This is a genomic window from Bacillus sp. AF23 (assembly GCF_020861455.1).
GTDB classification, from domain to species: domain Bacteria; phylum Bacillota; class Bacilli; order Bacillales; family Bacillaceae; genus Bacillus; species Bacillus halotolerans.
This window is the reverse complement of record NZ_JAJHVY010000010.1, coordinates 60,408-76,646: the sequence shown is the minus strand read 5'-3', so window position 1 is coordinate 76,646 and position 16,239 is coordinate 60,408. Positions and strand designations below refer to the sequence as shown.

The 16,239-nt window shown below is 43.8% G+C and carries 16 protein-coding genes; 2 read left to right on the top strand and 14 right to left on the bottom strand.

Annotated features, from left to right (window positions below; genetic code table 11):
- Positions 1 to 61 precede the first annotated feature (61 nt).
- Both LNN34_RS02500 and rpsU read right to left on the bottom strand, forming a co-directional pair.
- The gene (locus tag LNN34_RS02500; protein ID WP_010334989.1) at positions 62 to 508 is read right to left on the bottom strand and encodes a GatB/YqeY domain-containing protein; all 447 of its coding nucleotides are present in this window, start codon (positions 506 to 508) and stop codon (positions 62 to 64) included.
- Positions 509 to 522: 14 nt separating this feature from the next.
- Positions 523 to 696 carry a 30S ribosomal protein S21 gene (rpsU, locus tag LNN34_RS02495; RefSeq protein WP_003152957.1) on the bottom strand — a complete coding sequence of 58 codons (174 nt, stop codon included), beginning with the start codon at positions 694 to 696 and terminating at the stop codon, positions 523 to 525.
- A 172-nt stretch (positions 697 to 868) separates the two neighbouring features.
- On the opposite strand from rpsU, the gene LNN34_RS02490 reads away from it, so the two are divergent.
- Entirely contained in the window at positions 869 to 1,795 is a 927-nt protein-coding gene (locus LNN34_RS02490; protein WP_202647498.1) for a Na/Pi symporter, read from the top strand.
- 40 nt (positions 1,796 to 1,835) lie between these two features.
- On the opposite strand, the gene mtaB is transcribed toward LNN34_RS02490, so the two are convergent.
- From mtaB to gpr, 12 genes are all read right to left on the bottom strand, one after another.
- Positions 1,836 to 3,191, bottom strand: a complete 1,356-nt coding sequence (gene mtaB / locus LNN34_RS02485) for a tRNA (N(6)-L-threonylcarbamoyladenosine(37)-C(2))-methylthiotransferase MtaB (protein WP_193659493.1) — start codon at positions 3,189 to 3,191, stop codon at positions 1,836 to 1,838.
- Positions 3,191 to 3,961, bottom strand: a complete 771-nt coding sequence (locus LNN34_RS02480) for a 16S rRNA (uracil(1498)-N(3))-methyltransferase (protein WP_229042650.1) — start codon at positions 3,959 to 3,961, stop codon at positions 3,191 to 3,193. Before LNN34_RS02480 ends, mtaB begins: the two co-directional genes overlap by 1 nt.
- Before the next feature lie 22 nt (positions 3,962 to 3,983).
- On the bottom strand, positions 3,984 to 4,919 hold the full coding sequence (gene prmA, locus LNN34_RS02475) for a 50S ribosomal protein L11 methyltransferase (RefSeq protein ID WP_044154499.1): 936 nt from the start codon (positions 4,917 to 4,919) through the stop codon (positions 3,984 to 3,986).
- 24 nt (positions 4,920 to 4,943) lie between these two features.
- Positions 4,944 to 6,071 (bottom strand): molecular chaperone DnaJ, encoded by a 1,128-nt coding sequence (gene dnaJ, locus LNN34_RS02470; protein WP_229042649.1) that lies wholly within the window; start codon positions 6,069 to 6,071, stop codon positions 4,944 to 4,946.
- Positions 6,072 to 6,267: 196 nt separating this feature from the next.
- The gene (dnaK, locus tag LNN34_RS02465; protein WP_024122102.1) at positions 6,268 to 8,103 is read right to left on the bottom strand and encodes a molecular chaperone DnaK; all 1,836 of its coding nucleotides are present in this window, start codon (positions 8,101 to 8,103) and stop codon (positions 6,268 to 6,270) included.
- Positions 8,104 to 8,126: 23 nt separating this feature from the next.
- Positions 8,127 to 8,690, bottom strand: a complete 564-nt coding sequence (gene grpE / locus LNN34_RS02460) for a nucleotide exchange factor GrpE (RefSeq protein ID WP_101864549.1) — start codon at positions 8,688 to 8,690, stop codon at positions 8,127 to 8,129.
- A 72-nt stretch (positions 8,691 to 8,762) separates the two neighbouring features.
- Positions 8,763 to 9,794, bottom strand: coding sequence for a heat-inducible transcriptional repressor HrcA (gene hrcA, locus LNN34_RS02455; RefSeq protein ID WP_229042648.1), 1,032 nt, complete (start codon positions 9,792 to 9,794; stop codon positions 8,763 to 8,765).
- 80 nt (positions 9,795 to 9,874) lie between these two features.
- On the bottom strand, positions 9,875 to 11,014 hold the full coding sequence (gene hemW, locus LNN34_RS02450; protein WP_202657401.1) for a radical SAM family heme chaperone HemW: 1,140 nt from the start codon (positions 11,012 to 11,014) through the stop codon (positions 9,875 to 9,877).
- A 55-nt stretch (positions 11,015 to 11,069) separates the two neighbouring features.
- The gene (gene lepA, locus LNN34_RS02445) at positions 11,070 to 12,905 is read right to left on the bottom strand and encodes a translation elongation factor 4 (protein WP_044154493.1); all 1,836 of its coding nucleotides are present in this window, start codon (positions 12,903 to 12,905) and stop codon (positions 11,070 to 11,072) included.
- A 133-nt stretch (positions 12,906 to 13,038) separates the two neighbouring features.
- Positions 13,039 to 13,377, bottom strand: coding sequence for a YqxA family protein (locus tag LNN34_RS02440; protein ID WP_044154492.1), 339 nt, complete (start codon positions 13,375 to 13,377; stop codon positions 13,039 to 13,041).
- A gap of 16 nt (positions 13,378 to 13,393) precedes the next feature.
- The gene (gene spoIIP / locus LNN34_RS02435) at positions 13,394 to 14,599 is read right to left on the bottom strand and encodes a spore autolysin SpoIIP (RefSeq protein WP_044154491.1); all 1,206 of its coding nucleotides are present in this window, start codon (positions 14,597 to 14,599) and stop codon (positions 13,394 to 13,396) included.
- A gap of 62 nt (positions 14,600 to 14,661) precedes the next feature.
- Entirely contained in the window at positions 14,662 to 15,768 is a 1,107-nt protein-coding gene (gene gpr, locus LNN34_RS02430; RefSeq protein ID WP_044154490.1) for a GPR endopeptidase, read from the bottom strand.
- Between the two features lie 203 nt (positions 15,769 to 15,971).
- Between gpr and rpsT the strand changes: the two genes are divergently transcribed.
- Complete coding sequence (rpsT, locus tag LNN34_RS02425) at positions 15,972 to 16,238, top strand: 30S ribosomal protein S20 (protein ID WP_010335003.1); 267 nt, start codon at positions 15,972 to 15,974, stop codon at positions 16,236 to 16,238.
- Position 16,239 lies beyond the last annotated feature (1 nt).

Here is a 16,239-nt window from a genome sequence, read left to right as displayed (position 1 = left end):
TCATTTTTTTATGTATAAAAAAAAGACATCTCTCTTAGAAAGATGTCCTTTTCTTTGCCATTTAAGACAGTTGACTGCTCACAAGCTTATTAATTAAACTTCCGTCAGCTTTACCTTTTACTTTAGGCATAATTGCCCCCATCACTTTGCCCATGTCCGCTTTTGAGCTCGCACCGACCTCCGCAATGGTTTCATTTACGATTGTACGCAGCTCTTCTTCTGATAGCTGCTGTGGTAAATAAACTTCTAAAATGTCCAGCTCTTTTTGAACTTTATCTACTAAATCTAAACGATTAGCGTTTGAAAATTCCTGGAGGGAGTCTTTACGTTGCTTAAGTTCACGAGAAAGGACAGTGAGTTCCTCATCCTCGGTCAAACTGTCTTTCTTAAGCTTAATTGCTTCGTTTTGAAGTGAAGCCTTAACCATTCGAACGACAGTCAATTTGTCTTTCTCACGGCTTTTCATATATAGCTTCATATCTTGGTTAAGTCGCTCAAGAAGACTCATAAATCCACCCTCTTTTAGAATTTGCGTTTTCTAGCAGCTTCAGACTTTTTCTTGCGCTTTACGCTAGGTTTTTCATAAAATTCGCGCTTTCTTGCTTCTTGCAAAGTACCTGTCTTTGATACACTGCGTTTGAAGCGACGAAGAGCATCTTCAAGCGATTCGTTTTTTCTAACGACCGTTTTTGACATTCTCTTTCCCTCCCTCCGAATACACCAATCGACTACCTTTAAGTTACACATATAAACATGTACTTTGACATTATAATATAAGCCTTCAGTCAGGTCAACTAAGTGAGTTCACTTTTCCGTCATGAGCGGGACTGCCTGTCTATATAATGATAGAAAGGGGTTGGTGAATAAAATGTTGCTTCTGATTAGTTTTACTGCTCTTATATTATTCTTTCTCACAGGAATGAACATGCTTCGGAAAGGTTTAATTTCGCTGACGTATTCAAAAATTGAAGAGCAGCTGCTGATTTTTACGGATCATCCATTAAAAGCATTCCTCATCAGTATTGTTTTTACAGGATTTCTCCAAAGCAGCTCCGCCTTTATGGTAATTGTCATCGGATTTGTAAGTGCGGGGGCCCTTTCTTTCAAACGGACAATACCGATGATCCTTGGAACAAATGTCGGATCGACCTTTACAACCGAATTTCTTGCAATCAAAATGGATGTGTTGATTTGGATTCTATTGATTGGCGGTTTGCTGTTTTTTCTGACGGGCAGGTATCCGTTCAAACAGCTGGGAACAAGCTTCCTCGGACTCGGAATTATCTTTTTTTGCATCAGCGGCTTCAGCCGTCTTGCAGAACCGCTTACTCAGCTGAAAACAGGTGCAGGGATTCTTCATCATGTAAACGACTCAAACTGGTCTGCTTTGCTTATCGGCATGGTGTTAACTGCAATCATTCACTCAAGTTCTGTCTGCGTCGGCATTTTAATGAGCTTTATGAATGAAGGCGTTATTGGACTAACACAGGCAATGAGCGTTGTGCTTGGGTCAAACATCGGGACATGCATTACAGCTGTCATGGCTGCTGTATCCGGCGGATATGCGGCAAAACAGACAGCGTGCGCCCATGTCTTGTTTAACATAATCGGCGTAGCAATTGTATTCCCGTTTTTGGCGGCAGCGACCGGCTTTGTTGAACAGCTCTCGGCAGACCCTGCCCAAAGAATCGCCCATTTCAGTCTGCTATTTAATGTCGTATCAGCTCTTTTGTTTTTACCGCTTACCAACTTGTTCTACAGCTTTATTAACCTGCTTATCCCAGCTAAAAACTGAACATAAAAACCGGCACATTCAGATGCACCGGTTTTTTAGATTAAGAAGACATACGCATTTGTTCTGTTATGTCATCCTCAACAATACGGACAAACTGTCCTTCATTGTATGGATAGCCTGCTTTTAGTATTTTTACTTTCACGATTTTGCCGATCATGTCTTCCGTACCTTTGAAAACAACTTTCATATAGTTGTCTGTGTAACCGACATACATGTTTTCTTCATCTGATTCTTTAAATGCTTCCTCAGGGATAATTTCAAGGACTTCATGTTCATAATCAGAGGCATATTCCTTCGCAAGCTGGTCAGAAAGTGCAATCAGGCGGTGTACACGTTCGTTTTTGACGTTTTCATCCACTTGGTCTTCCATCCGCGCAGCTGGCGTTCCCGTACGTTTGCTGTAAGGGAAAACATGCAGTTCAGAGAATCGATTTTCTTTAATAAAGTTATAGGTTTCCATAAATTCTTCTTCTGTTTCACCAGGGAAGCCTACAATGACATCGGAGGTTACGGCTAAGCCCGGAAGTGCTTTTTTCAGCTTATTTAAACGGTCAGCGAAAAATTCCATAGTGTATTTGCGTCTCATCCGTTTAAGCACTGTGTTTGATCCGGATTGAATCGGAATGTGCAAATGGCGCACAATCTTATCTGAACGGTCTAAAACTTCAATTACTTCGTCTGTGATCTGGCTTGCCTCGATGGACGAAATTCTAATTCGTTTCACACCTTGAACACGGGCGTCAAGTTCTCTCAAAAGCTTGGCAAAGTTGTAATCTTTCATATCTTCACCGTAGCCGCCTGTATGAATACCAGTAAGTACGATTTCTTTATAACCCGCATCAACAAGCTGCTGTGCTTGTTTAATAACTTCCTCCGGGTCACGTGAACGGAGAAGTCCGCGCGCCCACGGAATGATACAGAACGTGCAGAAGTTATTGCAGCCTTCCTGTATTTTTAATGACGCTCTTGTCCGGTCTGTAAAAGCCGGTACATCAAGCTCTTCATATACTCTAGCTTTCATAATGTTGCTGACGCCATTGATCGGCTGACGCTCTTCACGATATTGATCGATGTAGCCGAGCATTTTTTCACGATCCTGAGTTCCGACTACAATGTCAACACCCGGGATTGCCATAATCTCAGCTGGCGAGGTTTGCGCATAACAGCCTGTGACGCAGATGACGCCGTCAGGATTTTGACGAATGGCGCGTCTGATCACTTGGCGGCTTTTTTTATCTCCCGTATTTGTTACCGTACATGTATTAATAACATATACGTCAGCTGTTTGTTCAAAGTCTCTTCTTTCATAGCCCGCATCTTTGAAAAGCTGCCAGATTGCTTCTGTTTCATAATGATTGACTTTGCAGCCAAGCGTATGGAACGCAACAGTTGCCATTATTGATCACCTCTTAATAACTCTGTATGATAAGAAATTGCGCTCAGCGCGTATAGCGGAGCGGTTTCTGTCCTTAAAATTCTCGGTCCGAGGCCGCACGGAACAGCGTTTTTCGCCGTGAGCCGCTCAACCTCCGCTTCTGTTAAACCGCCTTCGGGACCGAATACGATCAAAAGGGATGATCCTTTCGGAAGGCTGCTTACAACTGCGCTGAACAAGCTTGTTTCTCCTTGCTTCGATGACTCTTCGTATGCAACGACACATTTATCGACATTCTGCACCTTTTCAAGAAGCTGCTGAAAGGAATGGATATCCAGCACTTGCGGCACTTCGTTTCGGTACGATTGCTCCGCCGCTTCCTTCGCAATTTTCGTCCATCTTTCCCGCTTCTTCTTAGCTTTCTTGTCATCCAGCTTGACAACAGAGCGTGCGGCTTGCAGAGGAATAAAAGCATGAGCTCCCAGCTCAGTCCCTTTTTGGATAATCCATTCAAGTTTATCCCCTTTCGGGAGGCCGCTTGCAATATAAACCTTTATCGGAAGCTCTCTGTTTTCATTCGTCCATTCTATCATAAGACAGGACACTTTTTCTTTGGAAACAGATTGAAGTTCACATTTTGCTTCGAAGCCGTCCTGAGAGCAGCAGATAATCTCGTCTCCCTCGTTCATTCTCATGACATTTACAATATGATGAACATCTTCTCCGGTAATTGAAATAGCCGGCGCTTCCTCCATTTGCTGCTTCGTGAGCTCGATAAAATATCGTTGCATACGCTGTGACACCTACTAACTGTTATTTTTTCGCAATAATGCTGACCCAATCTTCCATTGAGAGAATTTCCACAATGGTAAAGCCAGCCTGTTCCAATGCTTCTTTTACCTCTTGCTTTTTATGGCTGATAATTCCTGAAGTAATAAAATGCCCGCCGTCTTTCAGCAGATGGTATGCCTGTGAAGTAAAACGAAGGATGACTTCAGCCAAAATGTTGGCAACGATCACATCATGTTCTCCTGAAATCCCGTCTAACAAATTATTTTGTTTGACTTGAGCTATATCGCTAACCTTGTTTAACTTCAAATTGAGACGTGCGCTTTCTACAGCAACGGGATCAAGATCATAGGCATGAACCGATTCAGCCTCAAGCATTGCAGCCGCAATACTTAAAATTCCGGAACCTGTACCTACATCAATCACCTTATCACCCTTTCGCACAAAGCGTTCAAGCGCCTGAATACAAAGTACGGTTGTCGGGTGTGTGCCTGTTCCGAATGCCATTCCCGGGTCCATTTCAATAATCAGCTCATCCGTATGTACCGGCGTATATTCCTCCCACGTTGGTACAATCGTAAACTTTTCAGAAATTTTCACAGGGTGGTAATACTTTTTCCAAGCAGTCGCCCATTCCTCTTCGTTCACTTCGGAAATGGTGATATGGTTTCTGCCCAAATCAATATCATAAAGAAGCAGATTATTAATTGTTTCTTTAATGCCCTCTACCGTTTCTCCAAGAAAGCTGTTGACCGGCAGATACGCTTTGACAATGACACCCTCGTTCGGATAATCATTGGGGTCGAGCTGGTAGATTTCCCCGTACACATTCTCACGTTCTTTAATTAAATCAAGCGGGTCCTCTATCACAACCCCACTCGCACCAGCTTCATGCAAAATATTTGAGATAGGTTCGACCGCTTCATGTGTTGTGTGAATGCTTAATTCGGACCATTTCAAAACTACCAACTCCTCATCCAATAATTAATCGCCTTTAAACGCGCGTTTTACCTTATCAAAGAAACTCATTTCCTGTTCATCAGGCAGGTTTCCGCTGACTTCGGCAAATTCGCGGATAATATCTTTTTGTTTATCTGTCAAGTTTGTCGGAGTGACAACGCGGACGACGATATGCTGGTCACCCTGTCCATAGCCCCTGACATTTTGAACGCCTTTGCCTCTTAATCTGAATTTTGTTCCTGTTTGTGTACCGGCAGGGATTTTCAATTTCACTTTCCCGTGAAGCGTCGGAACTTCCACTTCATCTCCAAGCGCGGCTTGAGCAAACGTTAACGGCATTTCACAGTAAATATCATCTCCGTCGCGCTCAAAGAATTCGTGGGCGCGCACGTGGAATACGACAAATAAATCCCCGGCAGGGCCGCCGTTTACGCCTGGTTCACCCTGTCCTGAGAGACGCAGCTGCTGCCCGTCATCTACACCGGCAGGAATTGTGACGTTGATTTTTTTGCGTTTTTTGATTTTTCCTTTGCCGCCGCAATCCGCACATTTGTTTTTAATGATTTTACCTGTACCTTCGCAGTGGTGGCAGACTCGTCTGTTGACAACTTTACCAAACGGCGTGTTTTGCTCCACATTTAGCTGACCGGAGCCTCCGCAGTGTGAGCACGTTTCCGGATTTGTACCAGGTTTCGCCCCTGAGCCTTTACATGTATCGCATGTTTCCTCACGCGGAATCTCGATGGTCGTTTCTTTTCCGAAAACGGCATCCTCAAATGACAAAGTCATCGTATATTGCAGATCCGCCCCTTGACGCGGTGCATTCGGATCTCTTCGTCTAGTGCCGCCGCCGAAAATACTTGAGAAAATATCATCGAAACCAAAACCGCCGAAGTCACCGCTGCCAAAACCGCCGCCGCCGAAGCCTTGGTTAGGATCAGTATGGCCAAATTGGTCGTAATGAGACCGTTTTTGGTCATCAGACAGCGTTTCGTATGCTTCTTTGACTTCTTTAAACTTTTCATCTGATCCGGCTTCTTTGTTAATGTCAGGATGATATTTTTTTGACAGCTTTCGATAAGCCTTTTTTATTTCATCCTTTGAAGCGCTCTTACTTACACCCAGCACTTCATAGTAATCACGCTTACTCATCTACTTCACTCTCCCGAATTTCTCACATAAATTAGATTGTATCATTTTGAATTATGATTTTTCAATTCCTTTTATCCCGGGCAAGAAAAAAAGTCAAAGCCAAGAGATGCCTGACTTTGACTTTCTAACCATTGAATCAGATTATGAAATATGTTCTTTTCGGCCAGCCCAAAAGCGGGCTGACTCAGAAAGAAACTTATTTTTTGTTTTGGTCGTCGTTTACTTCTTCGTATTCAGCGTCAACAACGTTGTCATCAGCTTTGCCTTCAGCGTTTGCTCCGTCTTGAGCTTGCTGAGCTTTAGCAGCTTCTTCGTAAAGCTTCATAGAAAGCTCTTGAACGATTGCTTGAAGCTCATCTTTTTTCGCTTTGATCTCTTCAAATTCGTTTTTCTCAATCGCTGCTTTTAAAGCGTCTTTGGCATCGTTGGCTTTTTTCACTTGTTCTTCGTCCACTTTGCCTTCAAGATCTTTTAATGTTTTCTCAGTTTGGAAAACAAGCTGATCTGCTTCGTTGCGGACTTCGATTTCTTCTTTTTTCTTCGCATCAGCGTCAGCATTTTCTTCCGCTTCTTTTACCATGCGTTCGATCTCATCATCAGAAAGACCTGAAGAAGATTTGATTGTGATGTTTTGTTCTTTTCCTGTGCCTAAGTCTTTTGCTCTTACGTTTACGATACCGTTTTTGTCAATATCGAAAGAAACTTCGATTTGAGGCACGCCGCGCGGTGCTGGCGGGATATCAGTAAGCTGGAAGCGGCCGAGTGTTTTGTTGTCGGCAGACATTGGGCGCTCACCTTGAAGAACATGGATATCAACAGCTGTTTGGTTATCAGCAGCAGTTGAGAACACTTGTGATTTGCTTGTCGGAATTGTTGTGTTGCGGTCGATCAGTTTTGTGAACACGCCGCCCATTGTTTCAATACCGAGAGAAAGCGGTGTAACGTCAAGAAGAACAACGTCTTTTACGTCACCAGTGATAACGCCGCCCTGAATCGCTGCACCAAGCGCTACAACTTCATCCGGGTTTACGCCTTTATGCGCTTCTTTTCCAGTTTCTTTTTTGATTGCTTCTTGTACGGCAGGAATACGAGTTGATCCGCCGACAAGGATGACTTTGTCGATTTCGCTTGCAGAAAGTCCTGCATCTTGAAGCGCTTGACGGACAGGGCCCATTGTGCGCTCTACTAAATGAGAAGAAAGCTCTTCGAATTTAGCGCGAGTTAATGTAAGTTCAAGGTGAAGCGGTCCTGCTTCTCCAGCTGTGATAAACGGTAAAGAAATTTGCGTAGAAGATACGCCGGAAAGATCTTTTTTCGCTTTCTCAGCTGCGTCTTTCAAACGCTGAAGCGCCATTTTGTCTTTTGACAGATCAATGCCGTTTTCTTTTTTGAATTCAGACACAAGATGGTCGATGATGACTTGGTCAAAATCGTCTCCGCCCAGACGGTTGTCACCGGCAGTTGAACGAACTTCGAATACACCGTCGCCTAGTTCTAGGATGGAAACGTCGAATGTACCGCCGCCAAGGTCGTATACCAGGATCGTTTGATCTTCATCTGTTTTATCAAGTCCGTATGCAAGCGCTGCTGCAGTCGGCTCGTTGATGATACGTTCTACTTCAAGACCTGCGATTTTACCAGCGTCTTTTGTCGCTTGACGCTCAGCATCGTTAAAGTATGCAGGAACTGTGATAACTGCTTTTGATACTGTTTCGCCAAGATAGCTTTCAGCGTATGATTTAAGGTGTTGAAGGATGATAGCAGACACTTCTTGAGGAGTGTAATCTTTTCCTTCAATTTCAACTTTGTAATCTGTACCCATATGGCGTTTGACAGACATAATTGTGTTAGGGTTTGTGATAGATTGGCGTTTAGCCACTTCCCCTACTTGGCGTTCGCCGTTTTTGAATGCGACAACTGATGGAGTTGTGCGGTTTCCTTCAGCGTTAGCAATAACTTTAGGCTCGCCGCCTTCAAGTACTGCCACACATGAGTTTGTTGTACCTAAGTCGATTCCGATAACTTTACTCACTTGAATAACCTCCTGCTATGTAATTATTGATTCACTTTTACCATGGAAGGGCGAATGACGCGATCCTTCAGCTTGTAGCCTTTTTGCATTTCCTCAACGACAATGTTGGAGCCGTAGTTTTCATCATCAGCCTGCATAACGGCTTGGTGAAGGTTCGGATCAAATTCCTGTCCTACAGCTTCAATTGCTTCTACGCCTTCTTTATTCAAGGCTTCTACGAGCTGGCGGTGGACCATTTCCATTCCTTGGAGCAAACTTTTCGTCTGTTCATTGTCGGCTTCAACCTGAAGCGCTCTTTCAAAGCTGTCAAGAGCCGGCAGCAATTCAGTAACGATGTTTTGAGAACGGTATTTCTGGGACGCTTCCATTTCTAAGCGGCTGCGTCGTTTATAGTTTTCAAAGTCTGCTTGAACACGCAAAAGTTTGTTTTCCTTTTCCTCAAGCAAACCTTGCAATTCGTTAATTTGATTTTGAAGAAGTTCGCTTTCGTTTGTTTCTTCCTGCTGTTCTTCAGCGGCAGCTTGTTCTTCGATTACTTCTTGCTCTTCTGTTTCGTTTTGTTCCGCGGTTTGTTTTTCTTCTGACATTGTGTTCACCTCCCTCAAAAGTGTAAGGAGAAGGGCGGGTGATGCCCTTCGATAAAATTTGCCAAATTTCCCTTACTCATCATACAAACTTGTTAATGCTTTTGACAAGTCTGAAGTCACATGCTGAAGCAGACTGACGACCCGTGAATAATTCATGCGGGTTGGTCCGATGATCGCAATTGAGCCTATTTGCTTCTTATCTACTGAATAAGAGGCTGTAATCAGGCTGCAGTTTTCCATCTCTTCATAGTCGTTTTCTTTTCCGATTTTAATCGAAATGCCTGTATCTGAAGATTGGACGAGCTTCAAGACGTCCTGCTCCTTTTCGATTAGAGAAAGCAGCGACCGCACTCTGCCGATATCATGGAACTCGGGCTGGTTCAGCATATTGATTTTCCCGCCGAAAAACAATTTTTCAACGTGACTTGTCGAATGAAATGTTGACCGCAGCGCTTCAAGTATGTTGTCGTAGCTCTTAATGTGCTGCCTTAAGTACATGACAACTTCTTTAAAAATGCGTTCATTCAGTTCATCCATCGGAACACCGGTTAAACGGTCGTTCAGTATATTTACCAGCTTTTCAATATCAGACAGATCCATTTTGGTTGGAAAATTAATCGTTTTGTTTTCCACATGCCCCGTATTGGTAACGAGAATGGCTACCGCTTTATCGGGCTGAATCGGTATGATTTGAATCTGTTTAAGATAATTCTCGCTCAACTTCGGCCCGAGTACGATAGACGTATAATTCGTAAGATCGGACAAAATTTTTGCTGATTTTTGAACTGTCTTTTCCAGCTCGAATATTTTTTCTTTGAAGATCGAGTGGATTTGGTCTAGGTCGGTTTTTGTCAGTTTGACGGGCGACAGCAAATGATCAACATAATACCGGTACCCTTTTTCCGACGGAACACGTCCTGAGGAAGAGTGGGTTTTCTCAATAAAGCCCAGTTCCTCCAAGTCAGCCATCTCGTTTCTTATTGTTGCAGAGCTAAATGTGATTTCATCTTTTTTCGAAAGAGTTCTAGATCCGACCGGCTGCGCCGATTTAATAAAATCGTTGATTATGACCTGAAGGATCAGCAGCTGACGATTTGTTAACATCATCATCACCTCTGTTAGCACTCTCAACAAGCGAGTGCTAAATCTATAACAAAAGTATCAAACCACAAGAAAAATGTCAATTATAACTCACCCAAAAAAGCGCCGAAAACTTCATTACCCAATAATTTTCCCTGATGAGTCAAACAAACGGCAGACTCTGTGTTAAGAATCAGTCCCTTTTCAGAAAGCTCTTTTAAAACGCCGGGAAAAAGTTTATCAAGAGAACGACCGTATTTCTCTTCAAACCGTTTTTTGCTGACGCCGGATGTTTTTCTTAATCCTAAAAACATCTCTTCTTCAATTTGTTCTTCCATCGTCACTTCATGTGTATCCCGGTAAGGAAAACCTTTTTCAGCTATCAGGTCAATGTAATGTTTAACAGGTCCGACGTTTACCGTTCGAATTCCGCCGATATACCCGTGGGCTCCTGCTCCGAAACCGAAATATTCCTCGTTGCTCCAGTACGTCAGATTGTGCTTAGATTCCATGCCTTGTTTTGCAAAATTGCTGATTTCATATTGATGAATACCGGCAGCTTCCATCCGGCTCATCACCGTTTCGTACATTTCGGCTTCCTGTTCCTGCGCCGGCAGATGAAGCCGCCCTTTTTGCATCAAATTATAAAATACCGTTTTCGGTTCTACAATGAGAGAGTAAACGGAATAATGCTCTGCGTTCAGGGATAAAGCAGTTTTTAAAGAATGATCCAGATGTTTAAGCGTTTGTCCGGGAAGACCGAACATCAAATCGAGACTGATATTTTCAAAACCAATTTCCCTTGCACGTTCAAAAGAGGCAAATACGTCTTTTTGTTTATGCACCCGTCCGATTTTTTCTAGAAGGTCGTCTTCGAATGTTTGCACACCGAAGCTTAAACGATTAACGCCCGCTTCCTTGAGTATTTTCAGTTTTTCTGCCGATAGGTCGTCCGGGTTCGCCTCAACAGCGAATTCCTTTAAAGTGTCTGAAGGCTTCAGCACACGGCTGACCATGTCCATTAATTTTTTGAGCTGGTCCTCTGAGAGGGATGTCGGCGTGCCTCCTCCGATAAAAATCGTATCCAAATCAGGCTGCCCCGTTTTTTCTATCGTATTTATCATTTCCTTCTCGAGTGCGTTTAAATACTCGCCGACGGGCTGGCTTTGAATAAAATATTTATTGAAATCGCAGTAGTGGCAAATATGCTCACAAAATGGAATATGGATATAAGCTGATTTCAATGTATTCACCTTCTTTACAGAAAGAAGCCGCAGTACAGGACTGCGGCAGCTTCTATTATTTTTTCGGACTGTCGTCCATTTTCAGGACCGCCATAAATGCTTCTTGCGGCACTTCAACTGAGCCGACCTGCTTCATTCGGCGTTTTCCTTCTTTTTGTTTTTCAAGAAGCTTCCGTTTCCGCGAGATGTCTCCGCCGTAACATTTAGCCAATACGTTTTTACGCATTGCTTTAATGGTAGAGCGGGCCACGATTTTCTGGCCGATCGCCGCTTGAATCGGTACTTCAAAGTGCTGGCGCGGAATAAGCTCTTTCAGTTTTTCTACAATTACTTTTCCGCGTTCGTACGCGTAATCGCGATGCACGATAAATGAAAGGGCGTCGATTTTTTCTCCGTTCAGCATAATGTCCATCTTGACAAGTTTAGACGGTTTGTAGCCGATCAGTTCGTAATCAAAGGACGCGTAGCCTTTTGTGCTTGATTTCAGCTGATCAAAAAACTCATAAACGATTTCCGCTAATGGCATGTCATAGACAATGCTGACACGATTTGCGTCTAAATATTGCATGTCGATAAAATTGCCGCGTTTTCCTTGGCAAAGCTCCATCACCGCACCGACATAATCGTTCGGCACCATCATTGTCGCTTTAACATACGGCTCCTCGATTCTTTCGATCTTTTGTGGGTCAGGCATGTTGGACGGGTTGTCGACAACAACCTTTTCGCCGTCTGTCATATACACATCGTAGATAACACTCGGTGCTGTTGTGATCAGGTCGATTTTAAACTCACGCTCAATCCGCTCCTGGATGATTTCCATGTGAAGCATACCTAAAAATCCGCAGCGGAAACCGAATCCGAGCGCTTGGGATGTCTCTGCTTCATATTGAAGCGATGAATCATTCAACTCCAGCTTTTCAAGAGCTTCCCTTAAATCATTGTATTTGGCCGTATCGATCGGATACAAACCGCAATACACCATCGGGTTCAGCTTGCGATACCCAGGCAATGCTTCGGCAGCCTGATTGGCCGCGCTTGTTATCGTGTCACCGACGCGTGTGTCACCGACATTTTTGATCGCAGCAGTTAAAAAGCCTACATCACCGACGGTCAGTTCATCTGTCGGAGTTGCTTTTGGCGTAAACACACCGACTTCTGTCACTTCAAACTCTTTGCCGGTTGCCATCATTTTGATTTTTTGCCCCGGCTTTACCGTTCCTTCAACAACTCTTATATAAGCCACGACACCGCGGTAAGCATCATAAAGCGAGTCGAAGATCAGCGCTTTAAGCGGCGCTTCTGGATCTCCGGTCGGAGCAGGCACCTTTTCCACGATCTGCTCTAATATCTCTTCAATCCCGATCCCGGCTTTTGCTGAAGCGAGCACGGCTTCCGATGCGTCAAGGCCGATGACGTCCTCCACCTCTTGGCGAACACGTTCCGGCTCTGCGCTTGGCAGATCGATTTTATTAATAACTGGAAGAATTTCAAGGTCATTATCAAGCGCCAAGTAAACGTTCGCAAGCGTCTGCGCTTCAATTCCTTGCGCCGCATCCACGACAAGTATCGCTCCTTCGCAGGCAGCAAGGCTTCGGGATACTTCATATGTGAAATCGACGTGTCCCGGTGTGTCAATCAGGTGGAAAATATATTCCTCTCCGTCTTTCGCTTTGTATTTAAGCTGAACAGAGTTTAATTTAATGGTGATGCCCCGTTCGCGTTCAAGATCCATAGAATCAAGCAATTGTTCTTTCATTTCTCGTTGAGTGATTGCCGACGTTTTTTCTAAAATACGATCCGCTAAGGTCGATTTTCCGTGGTCAATATGGGCGATGATGGAGAAATTCCGAATTCTCGACTGCCTCTCTAAACGCTTTTCTTTATCTGTCACAATCTATCACTCCTACTATTAAACGCAAAATACACTAGCTTAGATTATATCAATAGGATTGTAAAGATTCAATGTAAAACAAGAAAGAGAAAAGTTCCCTCTCATACTGGGGCTGCTTTTCTCTTTCAAGCACTTATTTTCTCATATCCCGTACCCATTCATACATCGATTGGGCTGTGTTGGTCACTGTGTCAGAAAGCGTTTTTCCGGCTTTAGAGAAAACGTTAAAGGTTTCCACCTGTTCCAGCTCTTTTTGTTTCTCTTCTAAATCTTTCGAGGTTACTGTTTCCCCTAAAACGGTCGCTTCTTTTTCATTATTTTCTCCGTCTGTGAGCGTAAACGCGCCTTTCAGTGAAGGATCATGATAGCCTTTCATGCTCAGCATGCCGTTATTCGCCTGCTGCATGCCGAACAGGACGCCTATAAACATCATCGTCACAAGAAGCAAGCATTTGCCAAGATATGCAATCAACTCGACCACCTATTTCTTATTGTTTTTTCGTCTCGCCGCTTTCAGCATTAACCTTTTCAGCATCCCAGTACATTTCGCTGAATACGTCAGCGGTTGCGTCAGCCGCCCGCTGCAGCTCTTCGAGATTGTTATCCACTCCGCCGAATTCAAGCAACAGCGCTCTGTCGTTTAAGTCTTGGTTGTAAACTCCGTTATCGCCTGGTGAGCCTTTAGAAAAGACCCCTGTGCTGAGTCCCGGGTATTTTTTCTCCATCAGCTTGTGAAGCTCACTTGCAATTTTGTAGTTTTCTTCGAAATTCTTACTTTTTTTGCCGACCACAAACGCCACCCGGGCATAGCTTTTCCCTTTAATGGTTGCCGTCGTATTTTTCTTGCGCCTGGAGTCTCTATGGATGTCAATGATATATTGCAGATTTTTGTTTGACGCAAGGGCTTCCTGTACGACCGGCCTTGATTCATCGTAGGATCTGGCATAATTCAAACCTTTTTTGCTCAGTTTTGCCTGTATATCCGTTTTGTTAACTGTGGCTCCGATACCTTGAGATTGCAGCGCTTTTCCGAACATGTCCCCCACGAGGGTGACGTTAGCTTTAGAATGACGCGCCATATCGGGGTCGGTTTCACCTTTTAATAGCGGGAGATAAGATTCCGTATTATGCGTGTGATAGATAAAGACAACCTTCTTATCGCCGGTTGTTTGTTTTGGCGGGTCTTTTTGCGTATTGTCTGTTTGCGTCTGCTGTTTTTCAATCTCCGCCAAATTCGCTTCTCTTTCTTCCTGCATCACCTTTGAAGGCGGCGGGGATTCCGACGGCATGTTTGTATAATCGGTTCCTTGTCCCGCTAAAAGAATTTCTGTGTCAAATTGCGCAAACCCAGGCAGCTCGCGTCCAAGAAAACTTCGCGGATCTTCGAGATTAATACTTGTCGCCAGCTTTAAAGAAAGACGTGATAGATGAAATGAACTGTCGGTTTGAGAAAGGTCAGAAGCGAAATAATGGTTTTCCATCCGCAGCAAGTGTGCAAATACGTCACCCGGCAGTTCGTCGGCAATCCCGTAAAAAGAGTCAGACGAAGGCCTGAGTTCCGGCCGGAGAGACGTCAGCACACCAGATAAAACAAAAATCACTACTAGGCTTGCGATAAATAGAAAGATCGCCTTTATCGCTTTCCCGCCATTCACCGCAACAACAATTTGTCTGTTTCTGCGTTTATTTCTCATTGAATCCCTCCAGCGCTTGTCTAGTAATTACTCTATGAACAAGCTAGAGGAAGTAGAACCGTTTAGTGATTATAGGAGCCTTTGTTTTCTTGAGACACCTTTTCATGTAGCGCTGTATTTAATCCGTTTGCCAGCACATTTGCCATATCGTCAATAAATGAATCGACTTCCTTCGGCGTGACCATCAAATTATGGCCCAGAGGCGCCAGCACCTCATGAATGAGCTGCCGCTTTTCGTTTTCTTCAAGAGTCCCGACAATGCCGAGAAACGATTGACGCTGTTTTGGGTCGGGAAGATCCTCTTCAGTAAGCACTTTCTTTTTCCCAAACGTCATCCCCGCCGGAACAAGCGATCTCGACGGACTGTCATCTCTCATTTCTCTGCCAAAATGCTTTAATATGTAGTCAACCGTATCGCTGGCAATTGTTACCGCGTCAACGACCGTCGGTACACCGATTGCAATGACAGGTACGCCTAGGGTGTCCTTGCTCAAGTCTTTACGTTTATTTCCGACGCCTGACCCCGGGTGAATTCCTGTATCTGATATTTGAATGGTTGTGTTGACCCTTTCTACCGCACGTGCCGCAAGTGCATCAATGGCAATCACAAAATCAGGTTTTGACTGTTCGATTACCCCTTTAATAATGTCGCTTGTTTCGATGCCTGTAATTCCCATGACACCAGGAGCAAATGCGCTGACAGGCCTGTAGCCCTCCTGCACATTTTCAGGCTGGAGTTTAAATAAATGTCTTGTCACCAATAGATTTTCTACAGCCATCGGACCGAGCGCATCAGGTGTCACATTCCAGTTGCCGAGGCCGACAATTAAACAGCTTGCATCCTTTGAGATCTTAAGGCTTTCCAGAAAGGCTGAAAATTCTTCCGCAAATACAGCAGAGACTTTCTCTTGCATTTCCGAGTCATTTTCTCTGATCCCTTGGGCCTCAATCGTTAAATAACGTCCTTCTTTTTTTCCTGAAAGCTCAGCGCCTTCCTTCGTGATGTCAACAGTGCGGATTTTTATTCCGCCGTGATCGCGTTCTTTTTCGATAAAACCTTTTATCTCTTTTGCAGGCACAGCCTGCTGATTAGCCATGGCTTCCTTCGTTTCAACCGCTAAATCCGTACGTACCAAATACTGATTTACATCCAGCTCACTCTTTTTCATACAGGGCCTCCTTCGATATTCAGTATCCATATTGTTTCCATTTATAAAATGAATCATGCTTAAAAGCATTCCTTCAATGAAAAATACTTTACATTTATATTGCAATCTAAAGGTGTGTTTGATAGAATACAATTTGTTCTATTGTGAAGAAGATTTAACCTTAAGACACTGTGCTACAGGTTGTATCTTAGGAGGTGAAACACATGCCAAACATTAAATCAGCGATTAAACGTACAAAAACTAATAACGAACGCCGCGCTCATAACGCGACAATCAAATCTGCTATGCGTACTGCAATCAAACAAGTTGAAGCTTCTGTTGCAAACAACGAAGCTGACAAAGCGAAAACTGCTCTTACTGAAGCAGCTAAACGTATTGATAAAGCAGTGAAAACAGGTCTTGTACACAAAAATGCCGCAGCTCGATACAAATCAAGACTAGCGAAAAAAGTGAACGGACTTTCTGCATAAA